Here is a 23,056-nt window from a genome sequence, read left to right on the forward strand (position 1 = left end):
CTGGCGAAGAGCGGCAGAAAGAATCTCGATGGTGATATTCAAGAAAAACCGCCCGGCGATGTGGACGCAGCGCGGATAGGCGATTAGCGTCCTGCAGGAAGCCGGTACCATTCGCGAATGCGAGGAGCACGGCTGGATGCCGGACCGCGCCGACCCGCATGTAGGCGAACGCGCCCTCGACATCGCACGTCGGAATCCGCTGCCCGGTGTCTCCGCTGATGAAGCCGTCACCGAGATCCGCGACATGCAGGATTCGATCGGCGATACCTGCCCGGAGTGCCCACAGGAGAAAGTCGGGTAGCAGGTGAATTCGGAAGTCCGAGCTACGTCGGCCTCGGTGTCAGTTTCTCACCATCTTCTCTCCGGATGGGCGCCGGCCCGGACCGGAAGCCTGAGATGCATGCTGCAGACGACGCCAGTCGGCTCGGAGAGGACCTCGGTGCCACCGCCCCGATCTGGCTTAAGCAACCTTCCTTGGGCATCTGAAGCGCAATCAACCTCGAAGTTTCGGCACTGCGGGCTGCTTGTGCAAAGCCGACGCTTGTCGGCGGCTCGCGGCTCGGGAGTCGCCGCGGACAGGCAGAGATCGCGCGCGCTGCGGCAGGACAAACATCTCCGCAGCATCTTCGAGGTCTGGGTGCAAAATGGCCGCAGACGAACCGCCTGCGGCCCACCGGAAAAAACATGAAAAGCGATGAAATAGGCGAGCCCCGGTGCTGCAGGACAAAATAGCTGTCCGCGCCACATTTTTTGAGTCCGTGAATCTACTGGTTTGGGCCTTGAGAGCGGGTCGAAGCCCGCATACTGCAGGCTCAGCTCCGCTTCCAACCAAGCCGGATCGAGCTCGGTGGCCCCGACGGCAGCTGCGCACGACACGTGGGCGCCCACGCCTCCGCCGACGAGGAGCGGCAGACAGGGCCGCGGCGCGGACGGTGTCGTCAAGCCGGGCAGAGATTGCTCCGATGGTGTCTCGGGTCCTCGCCCGGCGGGATTCGTCATCGGTCAACACGCCGGACGCTCACGCCGCCTGCAGAGAACCCAGAAAACGCACGACCTCGGACCTCAACTGGTCGGATTGGGATGACAGCCCATTTGCAGCCTCGAGCAGCCGTGTTGTTGCGCGGTTGTTTTCCTCAGACGCACGATTGACGCTAACGATGCTCGTGTTGACGTCCTTGGTGCGGTCGTTGGGCTGCTGCAGGTTGCCCGCAATTTCCCGCGTCGCTGCACCCTGCTGATCGACCGCGACTGCGATCTCGCCGGAGATCTTGTCGATCTCGGCGATAGTACCACCGATCGCCCCGATGGCGTCGACCGCGTCGCCCGTGGCTGTCTGGATGTTCTGAATCTGCGAGGCGATTTCCTCGGTCGCCTTGGCAGTCTGATTGGCCAGTGCCTTGACCTCGCTGGCGACGACCGCAAATCCCCGGCCGTGCTCGCCGGCTCGTGCGGCCTCAATGGTCGCATTCAAGGCCAACAGATTGGTCTGACCGGCAATATTCTGAATCAGGGTGACCACTTCGCCGATCTTCTGCGCACCCGTTGAAAGGCCTTCCACGACGGCATTGGTGCGCCGTGCTTCCGCAGCCGCTTTGCCGGAGATTCGCGCGGCGTGCGCCACCCGTTCGGCGATGTTGTTGATCGAGGCTGTAAGCTGTTCAGTAGCGGACGAAACTGTTTCCACGTTCATGGACGCCTGCGTCGATGCGGCGGCAGCGGCCGCGGCCTGCCGCGCCGTTTCCGCGTTGCCGTCATTCATCGACGCGGAAAGACCCTGCATCTGGTTGGCCGCCACGGCAACGGCCTCGACGACATCGCGGATCTTGCGCTCAAATCCGACGGAGAGTTCTCGCCGTTTTGCATCCCGCTCCAGCTTGGTCCGTTCGACCTCGATGCGGTCGGCATTAGCCCGCGCTTCGGCGGCGCTCGCGACTTTGGCCTTCGCAGTTTTCTGTGCCGCCGTTTCGAACAATTGCGACAGCGTATGTGCGAGCCAGATCAATATGCCGGCTTCGATAAGAAGGATTGTGGCGTGGAGAACAACGCGGCCGAGGTCAGCACCGCCAGGATACACGGCCGCCGGCAAAATGTAGTTTAGCGTCAGATGATGCAGCGCGACCGCCACTGTGCCGGCGACTATCGGCCGGAAATCGCAATAGGCCACCAGGGTTGCAAGCGCTGCAAAGAAGTACATGTGCATGTCGACTTGCCAATGATGACCTGCGAACTGGAAGACAAGCATTGACGCGCCGGCCATCAAGGCCACGGCCAAGACCAAGTTGCGATACGCCACGACAGCGTCGCCGTCAGGGCCATGGCGACCATGAAGGAGCAAGGAATAAGCCAATTGCCACCGAGCGTCGTACCAACGATCGCAGAAATCGGCGCATGCACCCAGAGTACGGCGAGCAAGATCCTGGTCGTGGACTGCCGCAAGCGTGCCAATTCATTGCCTTCGAACGTCATTCTCTATCCTCAACCCATTTGTCAAATCGTCCGCTTCAAATCATCTGCCCTGAGGCAGGCGGCGACCGCCTGCGGGTCGAGCATCAGCCAGGCGCCGGCTTGGCGCAGCCGCGTCAATCCATCGTGGTCGTCGGGCCGCACCACCAAGAGAACGGATATGGCGGTCGTCCGGACAATGGCGGCATTGGCGGATGCCACGGCCAGGAAGACTTGCTCGGTGCCCCACCATGGCGGGAAGGCCACTGCCACTACCTCGGCACCCGGGCGCACCTGCAGCGACAGTGCCACGATGACGATCCAACTCGCAATCAGCAGCGCCGCCGCATTCAGCCACGACGGCACCTGCGTTTTGCGATTGATCTGACCGGATCCCATTTCATGATGATAAGGCGGCGAGCCTAACTGAGGGTAGACCTTCAGGTTGACGGATCGCGCCGATGCTCGCCCAGTGACAGGTAAGTCCGCTTACCGACCCGGCGGGGGACGTGGTCAGCAGTGGCGCTCTATTTTCTCTTGCCTGCGTTCGGCAGGCCCACTTTCGGCAACGTGGGTGCCCCTCCTCGAGGTTGCTGGCTCTGCGTTCTGTACGCCGACCATGCGTAATGGCTGAGGGGACGGATCGTCCTGATCCCTTATCTGCTGCGCGGATCCAGCGCTCTAACTGGCGATCACATTGCGCCAGCGATCTTTCTTAACGCCTTTGCTCAATGCCAGGATCGTAGACGCGACTTGAGTAGCAGGCACCGGACGGCTGATCAGGTACCCTTGGGCCTCATCGCAGCCTTCCGCCCTCATTTGGTTCAACTGCTCCATCGTCTCGACTCCCTCCGCTGTCGTGGTCATGCCGAGGCTTTTTCCGAGGTCAATGATGGACCTGACGATCAGCTTCGATCCAGTCATCGCCGTCGCATCGCGGACGAACGACCGGTCAATCTTGAGCTTATCAAACGGAAAGCCGCGGAGATAACTGAGGGAGGAATAGCCGGTCCCAAAATCGTCCAAGGCGATTCGGAGACCGAGCGCCTTCAGCTTGGTGCGTTGAAACGTTGCCAACGCCGCTTCGATCCGGGGCCGGGTGATAGCATCATCTCCGAACGCGCGAGTGAACGCCTCGCCATAGGCAGGGATAGCCGAGAGGCGCGCTATCAGGTCCGCTTCGGTGAGATTCATGTTCATCGGATTCGTGATCGGACCAAAGGCAACCGATTCAATATCGGCGAACTTCCCGTCCCACCCCAACGGCTCAATGAAGGCCATATCGATCAGGCTCGGCGCACGAAGCGGAAGGCCTTTCGGATCCTCGCCGATGGCGTGCGCGAGGCCATCTCCCCAGGAAAGTGACGGGTTATGACACGTCGCACAGGAGCGCGTTTTCGAGCGCGAGAGCAGCGGATCGAAAAACAGCATTTCTCCCAGAGCAGCTTTCGCGTCCGAATAGGGGTTGCTGCTCGGAAATGGAATCGCTTCGCTCCGACGATAGGTGGCGCGGACGGCCGCGAGTTCATCCGGCTGCTCTCCCGTGGTCAGAGCAAAAGACAGGCCCACCGGCAAGAATGCCACCAGACATGCAAGCCGACCCAAAGCCTCATCGGACCCATCGATTGAGATGCTCGCTTATCACTATAACTAATCTTAATGCGCCGGCGCGCGCGATTGGCGCTCCGACCGAAACCGGCGGCGAGATTAGCAAGCAGGGCACGGAGCCGTTACGCGGGACAAGCGACGGCTCCGGCATTCTCTTGTAAACGTTCTTACTTAATGATGCCCTAATTCAGGTCGCGTACTTGCTTTGACATTTCTGCACTAACAGAGGCTTGAGGCGTGGCCGCCTGCGGGCATTCGGCCGAAATCAAAGTGGAGAGCTCGACGGTCCGATTTGCCGAGCTTGTTCGCGCCAAATACCCAGCGGTGCCTGTCCTTATCGGCTGCGGGAACCAAAACGAAGCAGTCGCCGCCAGCAAGTTCGGCAGGTTCATCCCAAAGCAGGTATCGCGGCATTGCGCGGCTGATCGCAGCATCGATGCAATGAGGGCATCCGCTGTCGAAGCCGACCGTCCTGATGGTAGATTGCGACATACTGGTGCGCCAGCCGCTTGCCGAACACTCGCGCGGGTGCGGCTATCGCGTGCTGGCAGCGATCCATGCAGACGAGTTCCGTCAAGGGTCCGGCCGAGGCGGGCAGATCGATGTGGCCTCATCAAGGCTAGGGCGCGCCGAGCGACGGAGGCGGGCTGGATCAGGTCTGGACACCCCGCCATTAAGGTCCTACTGGGAGGAAGCATCGCCAACGTTCTGCAGCTCGCTGGCGATCTTTGCAACGAAGGGCTAGAGGAACAAGTTGTCCTATGCATCCGTGTTTGATGACATCCGGCGCCTTCTCACAGCTCGCGAGCAGGAATCGTCCTGATAGTGGCCTCCACACAGAAGATTCCGAGAGGGACGAACAGTGCGGCTGGGTGATTCTGACGCCCGCGAGCTCCTTTCTCGCCCAATCCTCGCGAATGTCATCTCATCTTCAAGCCGATTGAGCAGAAAGACAGCGGATGCAAGCGCCTCTACGCCGATTATCTCCGTAGCTGGCATGCTAACATCGGGTTGCTATTTATCCGGGGCCAGCATGTCATCGCAGGAACTTTCTACGCCGTCGGCTGCTGCAGCTGATCGAGATCTGATCTTCGTCGTCATTCAGAAGCATCGCGAACTGTCCGCCTACTACGATGCCGCCGCGTCGGTATCGGCGAAACTTGAGAAAGTCTGCGAATTTGAAGCCGCCGACGAAATCAGCGGCCAACGGAACTTGGCTCTCACGGAGCATGCAAATGTGCTCATCCGATCGGCGCCAACCACGATCGGGGGCGTTATCGCTCTCACCCGATACGTCGCCAGCCTGCGGGAGTGGGAGCTGCCTGATGATGATGCGTGGTATCAGGTCTTCTTACGAGGACTGGCGGACGCGATCGATGAAATCGCTATGGCGCAGCCGCATGGGCACCCACGCGGACCATATGTTTCGGCTCGGCCATGACACTGGTTTTCATAGTGCGGGGAATCGTTTTCTGGGGTGCCATCGCTTGGCTTCTCTATGTCCTTTGGAAATTGCCGTTCTGAAATTCGACGGTTCGTCAAAATTAAGCTGCCAGCTATCGGCAAGATGAACGCCACGTCGGCAAGCGTCGACCGGCCTAGCGAGTTCCGGGATATGGTGTGCATCCGGCCGATGCGCCCTTTGGCAGCGCGGATGATCTCGTCGATGCGAAGGCCGCTTTTAAGGCCAGCTCGGAGGGGGCATCTGCAAACCGAGACAGCCGCAAACCTTCGCATGATCAATATCCGGCGAAGTGGATGACCGGTGGGCAAGGGGCGGCCGATCGACGATCAGCTTGAGCTCGGCGGCCGAGGCCTCGTGACGCTGGCAAGTATATCGGAGCCATGTGCGGCGAAGGATCAGAAGGCGCTCCGCTGACAGTGCCGCCGAAGCCCCCGATCAGTTACGGAGGGCATCGCCCCCACCAACGCTCCTTCGAATTAGGATGATCCGCTCGCTCAATCTTGGCCGGCGACCCACGGCCCGATCAGCCACCGTGCCACGTTAAGAGCGCGGGGATAGTCGTCACCGACACAGGCCAGAAAACGCCGGATCGCCTCGTCCCCAAAGTGGTGGCAATCGGGGCTGTCACAGGCGCGCTCAGATGAGACGCCCCGAAAACCGCCCTCTTCGGCGACAACGCTAGCTGCGTTACGATTCGATACGTCGATTGACGTAGGGTTGAGACATCGCTCAATCGACCTTCCTGTCTGATTGTCGATTACTCTGGATCCATCGATATGATCAACAACAGTGCCGATCGTCGCCGGCGATGTGGCATGCTGGCTTCGCACGTCAGATATCAGACTGTCCGTTCTCATTCCCAACAGCACCAGCTCTCGATCGTGAATGTTTGGCAAGATTGGCGACAATAGATGAAACGGCCGCCAAGTTTTTGAGGATCAACGCAAAACCACAACCACAAGCGAGCAAAAAGGAGCACAGTTCTAGCAGAGTCGTTGCAGGCACTTGTTAGATCCAGATACCAGCGCTACCTTGGTGATGCCAAATTTCAAATGCTTCGTCATTTCAGCCGACTTGCGTTCGGCAGTTTCTGGTCGTTCGACCCAGCTGCGGCTTGACATGCGCCGGCGCTTTCGAGGAAATGATCGTTCATCAATGCTGTGGATGGTAGCGTCAATGATTAGGTCCGAACTCGTGGAGCGTATCGCCGGCCGACATCCGCACCTTTACCAGCGTGACGTCGAGAAAATTGTAGGCGCAATTCTCGGCGAGATCGTTGCTGCGCTCGAGCGCGGAGATCGGGTCGAGCTTCGCGGCTTCGGAATCTTTTCTACCAAGCAACGGCGGGCTCGCATGACCAGAAATCCGCGAACAGGCGAGCTCGTGCGAGTTGACGAGAAGCGCTTCCCGCACTTTAAGGCCAGCAAGGAGATGCACGGCCGGTTGAACGCGACGCGAGACCGAAAGTCGGCAAGTTTGCCGTCCGAAGCAGCCTAGGACCATGCGCATCAGCTGGCGCTGAACGCAAATTAGCTCTGCCTGGCGCCACATACAACTACCCGTTGGCGCATGTCGGCCAACATTCTTACCTTCTTGGCAGCACGATCGCGGTGCCTTTCAATGGCATGGGCTAAGCTCGATCAACACAGGTACCTCCGGCGGAAGACTAACGACGCTGGTGCAGCGAACACGGTTGACGGAGGAACATTTCGGCGAATCGGTTGATTACGAACCACTACCAGCTTGGGCATATCGTCCCACAAGCGCGGACCGCAATTACGTCATTGTTTTCATGATTTCTTCCCTTCAGGGTGCAATCAAATACCCCGACTCCAAGGCCGGGGCTAAGTCATGAAACGAGGCAACACACATGCGCCGGCGCGGAGGCCATCAGCGAAGCGGCGCCCGAAAGCCATGCGCTACGCGCCGACTTGATACGACCGCAGCGCTCCAATATCAGAGATCACTGAGAAGCTTTTGCTTCGCCGGCTTTCAAGGGCAACACTCCTGATATCTGAGGGGGCCGCGAAATGTTGGCTCTTCACGTCATCATGATCCTGAATCGCTTATCCGCAACTCGGTCCCTTCGGCATTCCAGTTAGGCGGTATCTGCCCTAGAATGTTGCGAACGAAAAAGTCTAAGAGCTTGAGCTGGCAATAATTGCCAGGTGCTCCGTGGTCTGCGCCAGGCACGACAAGCATATCGAAGTACTTTCTCGCCCTGATGAGCCGATCCGCAAGCTGGAATGTAGAGGACGGATCGACATTGCGGTCCATTTCGCTGACAATAAGCATCAGCTTGCCCTGCAGCCTGTGGGCGTTGTCGACGGCAGAAGATTGCGCATATTCGATGCCGACCGGCCACCCCATCCACTGTTCGTTCCACCAGATTTTGTCAATCCGGTTGTCGTAGCAGCCGTTGGTGGCGACCGCTACCTTGTAGAAAGAGCAACCCGTTCACAGCGTTCTGCCCGCCGGCAGATCCGCCAAAAATCCAGACGTTCGAGATATCATACCACGAATAGGTCGCGCTCGCCGCCTTGTGCCACAGGATTCGGTCCGGAAGGCCGGCGTCTTTCAAATTCTTCCAGGCGACATCGTGGAACGCGCGCGAGCGGTGGTTCGTACCCATACCGTCGATTTGAACGACGATAAATCCTAGCTGGGCGAGCGGCTGGACCGAGGCCGAGAAGGACTTGGGAACGAACGAACCGGTCGGGCCGGCATAGATGTGCTCCACGACCGGATAACTCCTGTTTCGATCGAAATTGGCCGGCAGGTGAATGATCCCCATATCTCGGTCTCTCCGTCCCGCCCGTTTGCGTGGAAGCTGAGTGGCGGCTGCCAACCAGCGGCCACGAGTTCGGAGATATCCGCGCTCTCGACCTGAGATATCTCCCCATCGTTACTGGTCCGGTGCAGCACCAAACGCGGCGGAATATCGAGGCGTGACCACCGGTCGACAAAGTACCGGCCATCGGGTGAGAACTCGATGTGATGATTGGTCGTCTCGGGCGTGAGCGTGGTCAGTTCTGTCCAGTCAAAGTCGATGCGGTAGGCGTGAACGAAGTAAGGATCCTCCCCGGCGTTCATCCCGCTCGCGCCGAACCAGATCTGACGCTTGACTGGATCGACGGGATAGACCGAGCGGACCACCCAATCTCCTCTGGTGATCTGATTTTTGAGTTCGCCGGTCCGACCATCGAAAAGATAGAGATGCTCATATCCGTCGCGCTCGGAAGCCCAAATGATCTCCAGTCCGTCCTCAACGTCGTAGCGGAATTTTTTTCCCTGTATGCTCCCCACAAGACAATGGTAGTCAATGAAAGTCTTGCTGCGCTCATCGATCAGAGAGCGCACTTTGCCCGTGGCAGCTTCCACCTCGACAATACGATAGAGCTGATGGCCTCGCCGATTGTACTCGAAAGTGAAACCGCGATTGGCCTCCCACCACTGGATCGGTGAGAGATAGTAGGGACTTGGGAAAGAGGCATTGTCGATCGCGATCTCACGCTGGCTGATAATGCCAAACAGCACCGGCTGGGGTAGCGCCAAAGGATCACCCGGCCTCGGATACGTCATGGTCCAATGTCTCGGTTGAAGCTGGTTCGTCGGTGATGACTCGACAAAATGGACCTCCCGTTTGTGACCTGGACGGCTTCGGTAGCCCGCGAGGTGACGCGAGTCTGGAGACCATGTCAGCGTCGAGAGAGCATAGCAGCTTCGTCAGACTTCATGCCGAAGCCTGACTTCCACAGCACACGATGTCCTGATGCTTGAGAGTCGTCTGATGGAATTTGTCGTCTGCGGCGCGGCTGTTGTTCTCGTCATCCGGTCGAATCCAAACAGCGAAGCTGAATTGTGAGCGTTGGTACAAAGGTTTGCAGAGCGGTCGCGGAGGCGCAAGCGAGATTGAGTTGGCAACTGCTGGATTGCCCGGAACGTACTAACCCGACTTAGTCGTCAAATTGCAGGCGAGCCCGCCAGGAATAAGCTTTGGGTCACAAGGCAACAATTCGAAGCTGGGGCAGCAGGTCCGCTTCCCCTCCTTACCCAGACATACCGGATTACGCGAAAGCGCCCTGACCTTCCGCGAACAACATACGATGAGCGGCTGTCCAGGCTTCGCGGTTAGGCGCGCACATCAAGCCGCCGTCCAGATCTCCGACACGATACGGATCGCCATTCAGGTGTGCACCGTAGCCGCCTGCCTCTTGGTGCAGCAAAAACCCCGCGAGATGATCCCAGGGAGCTAGCTTGTTGTACACGAGGAGATCGCAGTTACCCGCAGCGGCCATCCGGTATTCATGAGGGCAACACCGCATCCAAAAGGATAAGCCGAGCTTCGTCGAGTTGCGTAGGAACATCGAACGCATGGGCTCCGGCATGAAGTTTGCGCCGGCGACCGCGCGCATTTCGCAGGGGTCAACCACCGCCGATACGCCCAGCGTCTGCTTTGTGCCGTCCGGCCCCGCGACCCAAGCCCCTTCGCCCCGGGCGGCGAACGCAGTGCTCGCGCAGACCGGGTCATGGATCGCGCTGAAGATCGTCTGGCCTCTAGCGACGCAGGCGATCATCGTGCCGAAGAGAGGCACGCCGGAGACGAAGTTCTTGGTGCCGTCGATGGGGTCAACGACGAAGACCACCTCCTCGGTGCCGACTCTCCCGAGAAGCCTCGGGTCTCTGGCTGTCGCTTCTTCTCCGATGACGATACGGTAGGAAACGATTGCGAAAGACGTTCGGTGATCAGCCTCTCCGAGGCCTCGTCCGCTTCGCTGACCACATCGAAGGCCGCCGTCTTCTGCGATACGGCGTTGCGGATCAGGCCGCAAAACCGCGGCATCACCTCGGACTTGGCGACCTCGTCGAAGAGTGCGCCAATGCATTCGACTAGATTGTGCGAATTCAACAACTCACAGCAGCTCCTGTCGGCATCGATCCGGCCATCTTTCAGTTGCTTTGTCAACGAACATCGCGGTTTGTGCAGGCGCAATTCCAATGGCATCGCGCCGAATGTGGAAGTTATCGTTGCACGGCGCCTCTTAAGAGCGCTACACAAAAGCAGATCGCCGGACCGAAAAAACAACAAAAATCGACGCGAAGATCCTGTCCGACGCGACAACAACGCCTGTAGCCTTCCCCGGATATCACCATCGCGGCTTGAGCGATAGTCGCTCCGCGAGCGACAGGCGGGGCTAATTGACACCCTATGCCAAATGCCCTCACGCGGGCACGGACGTTAGCAATTCGTCGGGCTGTTCGTCATGAACGACGGTTTCACGAGCTAGAACAGGCCGAAGCTCGTGTTCAGGCAAGAAGGTCAGAAAGACGCTCCCCATGGCGGTCGATAATAACGGTGATACATAGCCAACACGAACCGACAAGGGCGATTGAAGTTGTCCGTCCAGCTTCTGAACAATTGTCGGACCCATGTCCCCCCAGACCGACAGACAAATCGCCAGGGGGACCTCGGCTTGAAGCTCTTCCAGGGCGACGCGGGCGACCTCGATGACGTCAAGTTGGCGCAGAGCCGCGAATCCGAGCTGAACGGCATAAGGTCCAAGTCCGTACCGCGATGTGATGGGATCCTGGGCTGCCACACCGAGCCGGCAAAAAGCCACATGTAGAGATGCGCACACTCCGGTTCAAATCGGTAGTTCGTTCGGCGACAAAGGATACTTGCTCCCGAGGTTAGAGGTTCGTGCCGTATCGTTCACCGTAAGCGTAGCTCTGCGGCCCTACGCCTATTTTAAGCGCGTGGTGCGTCGGCGCGGCTTCCATACGTCGGATAAGGCGTTGACTGCGGCCTCAAGCGCCTTCCTATCGACGACGTTGGGATCGAATCGCTCCGGGCCCCAGAGGCGCATGTGTTCGTGCTCGGGATGGGCGGGGTCGCTGATGGCATCGAGGTACTCGACATAGCCTGGCGCACCGCCGACGTCTTCCGGAGGGCAACGACCGGCGGCCTCGAGCAAGAGGGGAAGTCCCTCCGACGTGGTGTTCTCAAACCATTTTTCGAGCTTGATCACATGGTCCCAGCTGTCGCCGAAGCCATAGAGACAGTGGATCGTCTCGGCGCCGGTCTCGCGAACGATATCGCAAAGCCGCGCTCTGCTGGCATCCATGGGCTGGTGGCCGTAGGTATCGCGCACGCGGGCATGGCCGAGGTAAGTGGAGAGAGCTGGGAGTTGCTGCTCGACGTCATTGCCTTCGCGATACCAGTCGAGCAGCGTCCGGATGGCGAAGCGATGACGGAAGTCGTGCACGCGTGGCCGTACGATCACCTGGGCGCCGCAGCCCGATCTCTCTGGACAATCGCCAGAAGGCGCGATGAACGTACTGGTGCAGCAAGCGGCCTACCTGTTCGGCAACGAAGAAGGTCGAGCCGCAGCGTGATCCGAGCAGCGCATCGCGCCGGTCGGCGTAGTCGCGCAGCGCGCTTCTCGTGGTCGGATGCAATGGCACGAGCCGCGACTTGCCGAACTTGGTCAGCCGGACCTTCAGCACGCCGGCGCCGAGGTCGACGTCATCACGCTCCAGGCCCATCGCCTCGGATATACGCATGCCCGTCACCGCGATCAGCCCGAACAAAGCATGGTAGGTCCATCGGCGCAGCCCGTCCGCTGGTGGCAGAGCCAGCGCCGCCGTCAGCAACGCATCGATCTCCGCGTCGCTGTAGACATAGGGCTTGGCGCGCTTCCATCCGGGCAGCATGCCGACGGGCGGCACCTCCGTTCTCGGATCGAAGTTGGCGACATGGCTCGCGAACCCGCGCACGTCGCTCAATCGCAGCGCCCAGGACAATCGCTCTAGCCGACAACTTAATCAATTCGCGGCGGCATTGAATCACGCGCATCTAGATAGGCTCACCGCTCCCTCTCACAGCATGATGTCGCGGCCAGGTGTTGACCACGGACAGACGCATGAGCTCGGCGGCGTGACGTTCAATCGAGAGGCTTGACATCATCGGGCCCATTACAGAAGGTCGTGTACTCAAATTCGACTAGCGGATCAGAGCGGACCATGATTCAAGCTACCGAACATCGGGGCTGGGATCATGCGATACGACCTGACAGATTTCGAGTGGAGTGTTATCGAACCCCTTCTCCCGAAGGACCGCCGAGGTCGCAAGCCAGGCAACAACCGCCGCGTTCTCAACGGCATCTTTTGGGTTCTGCGCGCAGGAGCGCCGTGGCGCGATCTGCCGGAGCGATACGGGCCTTATACGACCGCTTACAATCGCTTCAACCGCTGGCGCAAAGCCGGCATCTGGGACCGGCTGATGGATGCGGTCGTCAAGGCACACGATGGCAAGGTGCAGATGATCGACAGTTCGATCGTGCGGGTCCATCAGCATGCCTCCGGGGTGAAAAAAAGAGTGGAGATCGTTGTGTGGGCCGAAGCCGAGGCGACCTTACCACCAAAATCCACGCGCGCGTCGAGGCGAAAGGCCGCCCGGTCCGCCTCATGATCACCCCCGGCGAGGCCCACGACGTGACGTGCGCCGAGGCCCTGCTCGACGGCCTCGATGCGCGCGCCGTCGTCATCGCCGACAAAGGCTACGACGCCGATCGTGTTCGTGCCCATATCCGCGATCAAGGGTGCGATCCCCAACATTCCCGACAAATTCAACCGGAAGAAGAGGTTCCGGTGGAAGAAGGCCATCTATCGCGAGCGCAATCACGTTGAGCGCTTCTTCAACAAACTGAAGCAGTTTCGACGCATCGCCACCCGCTACGACAAGCTCGGCGCGACGTTCTTCGCTTTCGTTCAACTCGCTTCCGTGCGAATTTGGCTTCGATCAATTGAGTCCACCCTAGGCTAGTGTATCGATTCAGCTGCGCGCCCCGCGCTCCGTTCCGGCAAAAGGATACCCTGGATAGCCGCTAAAAGCGGAACCTAACAGGGACTTGCAGAACGCAGGCGTGAGCTTGCCGCGATGGATCACGACGTCTTCGTGACCCTTTGCAGCTCGAGCGTTCTGCCAGAGGCGATTGTAGCCGCGCTGTTCGTTGGATTTCACGTGGCAAGCGGCGAACTCGGCGTCATCCAATGTCGTTAACTGCCACGCATAGACCGGCCGCTTCGTATGGATGTGCACCCACATCGGATTCACCGTACCATTGCGCAGTGGCCTAGGCTGCAGCTTGATCTCGAACAGCGTTCCTGGCTCACCCTTCAACGCGCGCGGTGACTCCAATGGATCCAACTCCTCGGCCGCCTGCAACCGTTCGAGGTACTTCTGCGAGGGAAACGCATAGGTCTTCATGCAATCGATCTCGATTGAAGCCTTTCGCGCCTTCAAAGCATGTGCCTGCCCCTGAACCTCCGACAACATCGCCTTGAGGCGGACTATTTTGTCGTGCACTTCGGGCACTTGCATAGGCGTGAGTAGGCCGCGTCGGCGAGGTTCGTCCAGCGCGGCTACACAGGCGTCGATCTCCGCAGATTGGCTCTGCAGCCGCTCAACCACGGTGTCCACGACGTGGTCGGCATCTTCGGGCTTCATGTGACGCGCTTGCGAAATGGCTCTTTGCTCACGGCGCAGATCGAATTGCAAGAGTTCGTCCAATCGCGCGAGCAGGCGCGTCAGTGTCTCCTTCGATGGCGGAGCCTGCCATATCGCCAAGTGTTCCCTCGCCGACGAAGACATCCTCGTATGCGCCTCCTCCGCGCTCGCGAGTTTCTTCGTGCCCAGATCCGAGAGCACAATAACCTTGGTGGTTCGCGCCGTGTCGGCTTCACGCCTAGCGAGCTGCGGCTCGTGCTGCCCGGCTGCCGAACTCCCCACACCTCCGGCCTGCCTGCGCTTGCCCTTCCCTTTCCTGCGCGCTGGACTGCCTTCGGCCGCCGGGTCGTTGCCGGCAGCGTCGGCCGGTAACGCAAGGCCTGCCTCCGTTGGCGGTGCAATGATGGCTGGTGTCTTCGGCTGCACTGCTAGGAGGCGCATGACCTCATGGGCAGTGACCCACGCTCCTTCCACGATCTGATCCAACAGATCCAACGGAAGCTCGGGACTTGCTCCCCTATGCCTTAGCTCGGCAACCATGTTCGGCAGTGCCGACGCAAATTCCGATAGCCGCTCCATGACCCCTTCCAGAACGGCGCAGTGCTCTGCGTCGAGGGCTTGTCCTTTGCTGTGCAGAACAGCGTCGCCCGTTGAGAGGAATGCCGGAACAACATCGCCCATGAAGGTTCCGAGTAGACGTGTCCGACCGTTCTCACCCAAGAGGATTTGCCTGACGGCCGGGTCGAGCGTGCTCGCGTGCGACTCAATCATGACCCGCGCGAGAAGGACTTGCGATTGCAGATGCACGCACCTCGTATTCAGTGCCCAGCCGGTATGCAGCCGCAGTGTCGCCTGTTCGGCCTGTCGCATTTCGGCCGTTGCACTTGACAAGTTGGCAGTGGCTGCGCAGACGGACTGCATCCGTTCAGAGCGCAATGCCTTCTTTTCCCACCACTCCGTGCAGGCCAAATAGTGTTTCGCCGCACTGGAAACCGCTCGGATCAGTTGGTCGGGCGGAGCATTGGATTGGCGCATCCGCTCGAGTATCTTTCCCGCATTCTCCCTACGCTGCTCCAAGGCGTAGATAGTGGGTGCGGCCAGCGCGTTGCATTCGTCCCCCGCATACAGAGTCCGGTCACGAACTCGGCGGGCCTGATCTTCGGACAAAATGCTGCGCGCCACATTTGGAGACAGGCTCGCGTAGTACTCCAGAACTGCTGCGCCTACTTTGACGACCTTATCGATCAGCTCTTGCGCCTCAGACGAGCTCTGAGCGCGCATGGCAGCACTGTGACAAGCATCAAGTTCCTCAAGCAGGTCGTCCATATTTTGCTTCGCTGCGTTGATCCCGTCACCGCTAGAGGAAATGGGGACAGCCACACCCGAACCTGAGGGCACGCTCGCGAGCGTCGCCATTCTTTCTTCAGGCGCTAAGCACATCCGCTCCAAGACGGAGTTGAAAACTCGGTGGCCTTCCGCAGGGACAAAATTTGGCTCCGAATGCGGACTGCTCGATCCCGACGTGCTGTCGGCTCCTGCAGCCCCAACGTGCGGTTCGCCAGATCGGCCAATGCCCGTCATGTTCCATCCCCCATACGGTCAGCAATGCGCAGCGTCCCTGGATAGGCCGCCTGGCTGACGGTTGGCTGACGAAGGATGCTCTCCGGATGCACAATCCCGCCGTCCGAGTTCCAATTTCATGGAAGCTGTTGTGGTGCTGAGGTAGCAATATGGGATGGCCCATAAGGTGCGGGATGGTCGATTGTAGCGCCTGTCCGCATTCCGTTGCCTCGCCTTGACCAGTATGGAAATGTGCGCTGCCAGAAACAGCCCTGCCAAAGTCATTCCCGAATACCGAAAGCCGTCAGCATGGCGAACCGCAGGGTCGATTTTCAGACTTTCGGCAGCAGCAAAGCTCTTACTAACTGGGAGGAGATGCTATTGTTCGACCAAAGAGTTTCGGATCAACAATGCGTAGATCTGGCTCGATGTGGAACGTTCCGTCAAGACAACCTCTGCGTCGCGCCGATCAGCACCAGGATGCACTGCTTTTCGTCTTCAAGGCGTGCTTGGAGATGGATGCCATCGGCCCAGATGTAGATGTAGCGCTTCGCCGACAGATCGCGCTTCTGCCACGCGGCGTGCTCGTCGGCGACTTCTCGGAGGCGCCGGCGGCGCTGCTCGGCAAGGATGCTGCCGGGTTGTCGGCATCCGCCATCGGCCGGCTGAAGGACGGTTGGATCGCCGGAAGGCCGCAAGGAACTGGTCGGCTTCACCGATGGCGCCGCGCGAGAGCGCGCACGATTGGCGCAATCTGCTGCTCGACCTGAAGCGGCGCGGGCTCGACCTGGTCCCGCAGCTCGCCATCGCCGACGGCGCGCTCGGGTTCTGGAAGGCCGCTGGTGAGGTCTGGCCGAAAACGCGCGAGCAGCGCTGCTGGGTGCACAAGACCGCCAACGTGCTCGGAAAACTACCGAAGAGCCAGCACCCGAAAGCCAAACGCGCGTTGCAGGAGATCTGGATGGCCGAAACCAAGGCCACAGCCGAGCTGGCGTTCGACGCCTTCATCGAGAGCTACACGCCCAAATACGAGAAGGCGGCCGACTGCCTGAGCAAGGATCGGGACGCGCTACTGGTCGTAGCTGATTTGCCGAATGCAAAGCAGTGGCGCAGGAGTTCCACCAGAGCGAGAAAATCGCTCGGTGCCGGTGGTCGGCGTCCCGCCGCCGATATGCACGTCGCTCACCGGCAGAGCGCACCTCTGTCGGGATTCGTGTTTTTTGCCGCTGGGCCCGGACTTAGCGCCGCCTCCGGATGAGGCTGTTCGCAGCGATAATCGGGGAATTCTAAAAACAGGCGTGCTCGTTCCTCCCTGTGCGGTATCAGTAAACGTGATGGTACAAGGTGACGTGAGCACCGGCTATTCAAGTGCGGTATCATGACAACTCTTGATAACGCTCGGCGCCGACTCATGGCAGCGAATGGGCGCGACGCACTCCTGTTTCAGCACCACGCATACGGCACTGCCAACTAATGATGAAGCGAGACAATGAGGCAAATGAAGCGTGCAGGAGTATAGCGCGACAATCAGGGGTTCTTCCGCACATTTGGTGCAGGGTGCAGGATTCACGGACAGTGCGAATAAGGGCATAAGGCCGGAATCGCAGTCGACGCCCGTGATTCGCCTTGCTCCAAGCCTTCCGCTCACTGGTTTCCTCCGAGCTTTCGATTGTCGAGATCCTTCCCCAGACCGACAGGGTGGTGCTCGTGGCTCGGCCGAAGTCAGCGGTCTCGCTCTGTCCCTATTGCGGCTGCCAGACGGGTCGCGTCCACAGCCATTACGTGCGACGCTTAGCCGATCTGCCCTGGCAGGGTCGGGTTGTCGAGATCCGGCTTCACGCGCGACGGTTTCGATGCGCGAATCTGCAATGCCCGCGTCGGATATTCACCGAGCGGCTACCGGCAACGGTGCGGCCGAAAGCAAGACGCACAACCCGCCTCGGCGAGAGCCAACTGGCGATCGGCTTTGCGGTCGGCGGAGAGCCCGGCTCGCGCCTGGCGCGCAAACTGGCCATGCCGGTCAGCGGCGACACCTTGCTCCGAATGATTCACTCGGCCCCGTTGCCGGATTTCGTTGCTCCGACCGTCGTCGGAATCGACGATTGGGCTTGGCGTCGTGGCCAGCGATATGGAACGATCATCTGCGATCTGGAGCGCAATTGCGTGCTTGATCTGCTTCCCGATCGTAACGCTGACAGTGTTGCGAGCTGGCTGAAGCGCTGGCCGGGGATCAAGGTCGTCGCCCGCGATCGTGCGGGACTCTATGCTGAGGGCGCACGCTGCGGCGCGCCCGACGCGGTGCAGGTGGCGGACCGATGGCACCTGTTCAACAGCTTGGGTGAGGCCCTGCGCCACGCGGTCGGCCGCCATCGTCACAACGTAGCCGCCGCCGTGCAAATCATGGCGTCCGCGCAACGAGCGAAGACCAGCGCTTCCGTGCCGCCGCCCGGCCTTGCACAGTTGCGGGCGGATCGAAAGGCTGCGCGATGCGAACGCTGGGATGAAATCTGCCGCCTGCGCGAGCAAGGTTGCCCGACATCCAGGATCGCCCAACTGCTCGGCGTCGACAGGCGCACTGTTCAGCGCTGGCTGGCCGCTGGCGGCGAACCGGAGCATTCGCGTCCTCACAGACCTTCACATCTTCTCGCGCCCTTCGAGGCATGGCTCGAAGCGCGGTGGGCCTCCGGCTGCCACGTGGGCCAGCAGCTCTGGCGGGAGCTTCGGCAACAGGGTTATACTGGAAGTCGTGTGACCGTCGCGCGATGGGCCGCTGACAGGCGTGCACATGCAGACGCGGGAGGAACAGCACAACCACATCTGACCTGGAAAGCTCCCACGCGTCGTCGCTGTGCTTGGTATTTGAGCCAGGATCCGGATCAGATCGACGCTGAAGCCAGGCTATTCCTCGGCCATCTGTTTGCGCAAGCTCCGGAACTCGCCACGGCGGCTGATCTGGCGAAGCGGTTTGTTTCCCTTCTCAGTGGTAGCGACATCGCCGGGCTCGATGAATGGATCGCACAAGCAGGCAACAGCGAGCTCAAGAGCTTCGCCAACGGCATCGCGCGCGACATCGATGCAGTCCGAGCGGCAATAACTACCTCCTGGACGACCAGTCCGGTCGAAGGCCAGATCAGCAGGATCAAAGCCATCAAACGACAAATGTATGGCCGGGCAAGCTACCCGCTATTGCGTCGACGCGTCCTCCTAGCTGCTTGAGAACGATCGGGCAACCAATCCAACCATCGATCGCTCATGCTGCACCAAATGTGCGGAAGAACCCAATCAGGATGAGAGCGCGTATTGCCTCACCTATCGATGCTCCCGAGTGTGATCGGTTGCCTCATTTATTTTGCTCCCGGCTTGAGTTGAGGAGGAGGCCGGGTGCGGAGATGGCCGGGGTTTCGGAGCGCCCGGCCTCCTTCGCTGGCGCCTGCCACATCATTGGGTTGTTGTGACCTCATGCCCCAGCAGCGTTTCCTCCGTAGGAACGAACAACAACGCGTTCGCTTTCTCGCTGCGCCAGGATTTAAGCCGACGTTGAAGCGTTCGAAGAAGCTTGTTCGGATAGGCTCCAGGATATTCCGCCTGCAACCGGGAGAGCAGTTCGCTACCAGTCCGCCAAGGCTCGGCTTCAAACCATTTTCGCAAATCTACCGTTGCCCGGATGAGCGGGTCGGGACGACGCCGGCCTCTTTTCGCTTTCACGATTGGCCGATCCGTCGGTCGCAACGCTCCGTCCTTCCAGGCGGTTCGTAGGCTTGCCAGGAAGAGATCGATCGATGGCGATGCCGCAGCAGGATTGGCGATTGGCTGGGTATCCGCGAGCGCCGCGAGGCGTTCCTGCGCGCCGCGGATGTCGCGCAACAACGCGACCGGGTCGAGAGCGGCATAGATTTCTTGGAGATGGTGGCGAACCGCGTCGGGCGTGCGGGCGTCGGCGGCCAAGCGCTGGTGTGGCGTTGCCGGCGCGCTGTATGTCTTGCGCACACGAGCACCGTCGCGCTGCTTGGTCATCAATTTGAACGAGGGTTGGAAGAAGTTCACGAACAGCCGCGCCGCTCGATAGAGTTCAGCCAGCAGCTTGGCCGCTTCCAGGCCCTCGAACCGACGATAGCCGACCATCCTGCGCACGACGGCGCCGTTCTTCTGCTCGACGAACGCCTGGTCGTTCTTCCGGTAGGGCCGGCAGCGCGTGAAGACGATGTTGGCCGCATCGCAGTAGGCTTTCAGCGTATCATTCATGAACACCGTATCATTGTCCGTATCGAGGCCGATCAGCGCAAAGGGCAATTGTTTGCGCAATTCCGTCAACACCGTGCTCAACAGAGTTTGTTCGCGCACGATCAGAGGAGCGCACTCCGTCCAGCCGGTAGCAATGTCGGTGAGCACGAGGGTCTGGATGAAGCTGCCGCGCGCCGATGGACCGCTATGCGCTACAAGGTCAGCCTCGACGAACCCCGGCGCCGGATCGTTCCAATCTGCCGACGTTCGTATTGGAATACTGCGACGCAACGAGTGCGTCGCGTGCCGTCGGCGCTTGCGACCTAATCCTTCTCGGACCCGCGCCAATGCGCGGTCGATCGTCGCAGCGCTCATTGCCAAAAGTTTGTCGCGGATCTCGGGGGCAAGGCCGAGGTGGCCGTGCCGTTCCATCGCCTCAATCAGCGCAGGCATTAACGCCTTCAGCCGCTTCCCGCAGATCCGGTCTGATGCCTCCCAAAGGAGCACGAGCGCGTTGTGTTCTGCCTCATTATAGACCCGGCGTCGCGCCCGCCGGCGTGGGCCTGGGTCTTCCTGACCTCGAAGAAGCCGCATCGCATGCTTGCGATGGAATCCGGTGATGTCGACGAACTCATCCAATATCCGCGACTTCTTCGCGCGATCCGACGTCCGATAGCGCGCGCTTGCCGCCGCCGTCAGTTCCTTCCGCGTCGCCATGCTTAGCCGCCCCACCTTCGCCCCCGCTCGTTCCCGATCCAAGGGAGCAATTTACGTGAGGCAACGGCTTAGCATCCGGTAATAATTAAGGTGAGGCAATGCGGTGTCTCACCCTGATCGCCGCCGCGCAATGCGGTCGATCTCGGCGGTCATACCGGCTTGCGTCTCGGCGATCTGCTTCGCCTGCCTTGGTCACGCGTCGCCGACGAGACAAGCGGATGCGCTTTCAATTTCACTTGGCCTTCTTGCCTCTTAGACACAGATGGCGCACCTTCACGCGAACCACCCATTGAGCGCATCGGCTCCGAGGCCGTTAAGCTGGGTCCGCCGCCGAGATGCTGATCGACGCTCCGGACAAAGCCCAATATCCAACCTGCGCCCGTTCCCCCATCCCTGTGTAGCCACCATCGGATTTGCCCAGCAACGAGTGCCTACAGCCGGACTGGCCGATGATTATGGGGACCAGCCGTGAGCGGGATCGTCATCGGCGTTTTTCGGCGGCTTGCCAACGAAGAGACTGTCCATACGCCCCATTCGCGAAGTTTCGCGCCTGCACTATAGCCCTGCTTGCCGAGGAGTTCACGGGGCGCAAGGCCGCAATCAGGATCGCGTTACAAATGACGCGTATCTCGGCAATCAAGACGCTGGTTAGCGTCGACTTCTCGTTCCAACTGGCTTATCTGCGCCCGAACAGAGATCGCGCGATCGTGCCGCCAGGCCCCTGAATTTGACCATTAAGCTCCAGAAGCTGCAGCCCTTTGTCCCTGACGAGCCGAAGCCAGGATGCTATTGACAACGCGATATGCGAATACGATGGCAGGGCCAATTGTGATGCCTGCTCTGGGATAGACCCCACGCATTGGCGAGGTCATGTCATTGCCACAGGCATAAAGACCTGCGATTGGGCTGCCATTTCGGTCCAAGACTTTGCCGTCAGTATCGGTTGCCAGCCCAGTCGCCGTACCTAGCGTTGCCGGGACGATCGCCAGCGCGACGAAAGGGCCCTTTCTGATTGGTCCAAGATTTGGATTTTTCGTTCCCACGGCCGTATCGCCCAGCGTGCGATTGAAAGCCGATTCGCCACGATTGAAAAGCGGATCGCGCCCCTCGGCAGCGTGCGCGTTATGTTCCTCTATGGTCTTTTGTAGCTCAGCGGGATCAAGTCTCAACTGGCCCGCAAGCTCTGGAATGGTTTTCGCCACCTTGATGTAATCCAGGCGTGCATATTTGCCGATGCTCAAGGTCCAGGGCCAGGGGAGCAAATGTCCCATGCCTCTTAACCGGACGAATTCGCTGTCGCAAATGAAGTAGAATCGCTTGTCTGCCGGATATCCACCGTTGAACATTGCCAGGCAGATGTCATGGTACGAATTGGATTCGTTGACAAAACGCCTGGCATTTGGCCCCACCGCGATGACGCCGGGACGACCGCGGTCGAGCCAGCCGTACGGGACAGTGTGCGAGGCGCTGCCGCTCTTCAGAATTGACACGGGCGTCCAGAAGCCGGCAGAGGCCACATCATTGTCAATTGCAGCTCCGATCCTGGTCGCCATGCTGATGCCATCGCCCGTGACATCGGAATGGACCAGAGTGTCGTGATGCTGGTGACGGCCGCTTAGCTCGGCTCTCAAGCGGGCGTTACGAGCAAAGCCGCCCGTAGCCAAGATGACCGCATGCGAGGCGCGCACGCGAATGTCGGAATCGATCAGCTTGACGACTGCTCCCGTGACGCGTCCTTCTTCATTGATGAGATCTATGACGGAAGAGGCCGGCCATATGTCGACGCCATACTTGCGCAGGCTCACGAGCAGCCGCGCGATCAACGCGTTGCCTCCGCTGAGTTCGGTGCCACGCCTGTAAGCTAAGCGATCCCGCCCGTAACGGCTGAGACGACGCAAGACATGCTTGAGCGAAGCAAGAGATTGGAAAGGGTTCAAGAAGCTTTTCACCTCGCCAGAGGAGATCATCATCCCCCCGAGCACAACACGAATAGGATCACCGATAAGATCGAAGTCGGTGCCTAGAAGCCGTCCATCATAAGGTGCAGGGCTGAGCGCCCGACCTCTATCGACGCCGCCGATCTGGCTCGAGTGATAATCAGGCGCAGACGCAAACGTAAACTCGACCTCTGTCCCGTTCTCAAGTGCTGAGAGCGCAGTTGGACCATCTTCAAGATAGGCCTCAACAAGGTCTCGTCGATAATGGGTGCCAAGTTCATGTTGCAGGTAAGTCCGGGCTTTCACAAGCGAGTCGTCGATTTGGGCGGACCGCGCCTGGGGCGAACACGGAACCCAGATCATGCCGTTCGACAGCGCCGTGGTGCCGCCAAGTCGCGGAGATTTCTCACACACCGTAACCCGCAGTCCGAGCTTCGACGCATATAGCGCCGCTGATAGTCCGGCCGCGCCGCTACCGACCACAAGAAACATCGGTCTCCCAATCATGGTCCGGACTTCTTCCTCGGGGCAATGCAATTGTCTTCTCATCGCCTGATTGATCAATCGGCTTGTCCATTCCATCCTCGCTGTAGATTT

13 protein-coding genes and 5 pseudogenes are annotated in these 23,056 nt (G+C 59.8%); 7 read left to right on the plus strand and 11 right to left on the minus strand.

The genetic code is table 11. From position 1 onward, the window contains the following. The first annotated feature begins 82 nt into the window (after window positions 1-82). Window positions 83-301: a hypothetical protein gene (locus N2602_RS31535; protein ID WP_260383741.1), complete on the plus strand. Its 219-nt coding sequence runs from the start codon at window positions 83-85 to the stop codon at window positions 299-301. A gap of 717 nt (window positions 302-1,018) precedes the next feature. On the opposite strand, the gene N2602_RS31540 is transcribed toward N2602_RS31535, so the two are convergent. The 4 genes and pseudogenes from N2602_RS31540 to N2602_RS31555 form a co-directional block, all read right to left on the minus strand. Further along, entirely contained in the window at window positions 1,019-2,293 is a 1,275-nt protein-coding gene (locus N2602_RS31540; protein WP_260380521.1) for a methyl-accepting chemotaxis protein, read from the minus strand. A 194-nt stretch (window positions 2,294-2,487) separates the two neighbouring features. Further along, the gene (locus tag N2602_RS31545) at window positions 2,488-2,841 is read right to left on the minus strand and encodes a hypothetical protein (protein WP_157285417.1); all 354 of its coding nucleotides are present in this window, start codon (window positions 2,839-2,841) and stop codon (window positions 2,488-2,490) included. A 282-nt stretch (window positions 2,842-3,123) separates the two neighbouring features. After that, window positions 3,124-3,495 (minus strand): annotated as a pseudogene (locus N2602_RS31550) (EAL domain-containing protein); the annotation flags it as partial. Window positions 3,496-3,555: 60 nt separating this feature from the next. Next, window positions 3,556-3,873: pseudogene (locus tag N2602_RS31555) on the minus strand (cytochrome-c peroxidase); the annotation flags it as partial. A 1,210-nt stretch (window positions 3,874-5,083) separates the two neighbouring features. Here N2602_RS31555 and N2602_RS31560 point away from each other — a divergent pair. The 3 genes from N2602_RS31560 (at window position 5,084) to N2602_RS39005 (ending at window position 7,311) form a co-directional block, all read left to right on the plus strand. After that, window positions 5,084-5,491 carry a hypothetical protein gene (locus N2602_RS31560; protein ID WP_260380522.1) on the plus strand — a complete coding sequence of 136 codons (408 nt, stop codon included), beginning with the start codon at window positions 5,084-5,086 and terminating at the stop codon, window positions 5,489-5,491. Between the two features lie 1,200 nt (window positions 5,492-6,691). Then, a complete protein-coding gene (locus N2602_RS31565; RefSeq protein ID WP_260383742.1) occupies window positions 6,692-7,012 on the plus strand; it encodes an integration host factor subunit beta in 321 nt (106 codons plus the stop codon). Between the two features lie 224 nt (window positions 7,013-7,236). Beyond that, entirely contained in the window at window positions 7,237-7,311 is a 75-nt protein-coding gene (locus tag N2602_RS39005) for a hypothetical protein (RefSeq protein ID WP_409241929.1), read from the plus strand. A 253-nt stretch (window positions 7,312-7,564) separates the two neighbouring features. On the opposite strand, the pseudogene N2602_RS31570 reads toward N2602_RS39005, so the two are convergent. The 4 genes and pseudogenes from N2602_RS31570 to N2602_RS31585 all read right to left on the minus strand — a co-directional run. After that, window positions 7,565-9,232, minus strand: a pseudogene (locus N2602_RS31570) (DPP IV N-terminal domain-containing protein); the annotation flags it as partial. A 350-nt stretch (window positions 9,233-9,582) separates the two neighbouring features. Beyond that, window positions 9,583-10,401: an inositol monophosphatase gene (locus N2602_RS31575; protein WP_260380523.1), complete on the minus strand. Its 819-nt coding sequence runs from the start codon at window positions 10,399-10,401 to the stop codon at window positions 9,583-9,585. Window positions 10,402-11,259: 858 nt separating this feature from the next. Next, window positions 11,260-11,781 carry an IS1096 element passenger TnpR family protein gene (locus tag N2602_RS31580; protein ID WP_260380524.1) on the minus strand — a complete coding sequence of 174 codons (522 nt, stop codon included), beginning with the start codon at window positions 11,779-11,781 and terminating at the stop codon, window positions 11,260-11,262. Then, complete coding sequence (locus tag N2602_RS31585) at window positions 11,717-12,292, minus strand: tyrosine-type recombinase/integrase (RefSeq protein WP_260383743.1); 576 nt, start codon at window positions 12,290-12,292, stop codon at window positions 11,717-11,719. The genes N2602_RS31580 and N2602_RS31585 overlap by 65 nt, the downstream gene beginning before the upstream one ends. Before the next feature lie 280 nt (window positions 12,293-12,572). Here N2602_RS31585 and N2602_RS31590 point away from each other — a divergent pair. Continuing rightward, window positions 12,573-13,340: pseudogene (locus tag N2602_RS31590) on the plus strand (IS5 family transposase). Window positions 13,341-13,349: 9 nt separating this feature from the next. Here the strand turns inward: N2602_RS31590 and N2602_RS31595 are convergent. Further along, window positions 13,350-15,605, minus strand: a complete 2,256-nt coding sequence (locus tag N2602_RS31595; RefSeq protein WP_260380525.1) for a hypothetical protein — start codon at window positions 15,603-15,605, stop codon at window positions 13,350-13,352. A 554-nt stretch (window positions 15,606-16,159) separates the two neighbouring features. Here N2602_RS31595 and N2602_RS31605 point away from each other — a divergent pair. Continuing rightward, window positions 16,160-16,707, plus strand: a pseudogene (locus N2602_RS31605) (transposase); the annotation flags it as partial. Window positions 16,708-17,210: 503 nt separating this feature from the next. Further along, window positions 17,211-18,800, plus strand: a complete 1,590-nt coding sequence (locus N2602_RS31610; RefSeq protein WP_260380526.1) for an ISL3 family transposase — start codon at window positions 17,211-17,213, stop codon at window positions 18,798-18,800. Between the two features lie 222 nt (window positions 18,801-19,022). Here N2602_RS31610 and N2602_RS31615 read toward each other — a convergent pair whose 3' ends face one another. Together N2602_RS31615 and N2602_RS31625 are read right to left on the minus strand one after the other, a co-directional pair. Then, window positions 19,023-20,537, minus strand: coding sequence for an ISNCY family transposase (locus tag N2602_RS31615; RefSeq protein WP_260380527.1), 1,515 nt, complete (start codon window positions 20,535-20,537; stop codon window positions 19,023-19,025). Window positions 20,538-21,256: 719 nt separating this feature from the next. Continuing rightward, on the minus strand, window positions 21,257-23,023 hold the full coding sequence (locus N2602_RS31625; protein WP_260380528.1) for an FAD-dependent oxidoreductase: 1,767 nt from the start codon (window positions 23,021-23,023) through the stop codon (window positions 21,257-21,259). Window positions 23,024-23,056: the final 33 nt, after the last annotated feature.

The sequence above is a fragment of the Bradyrhizobium sp. NC92 genome (assembly GCF_025200865.1).
In the GTDB taxonomy this organism is placed as follows: Bacteria; Pseudomonadota; Alphaproteobacteria; order Rhizobiales; family Xanthobacteraceae; genus Bradyrhizobium.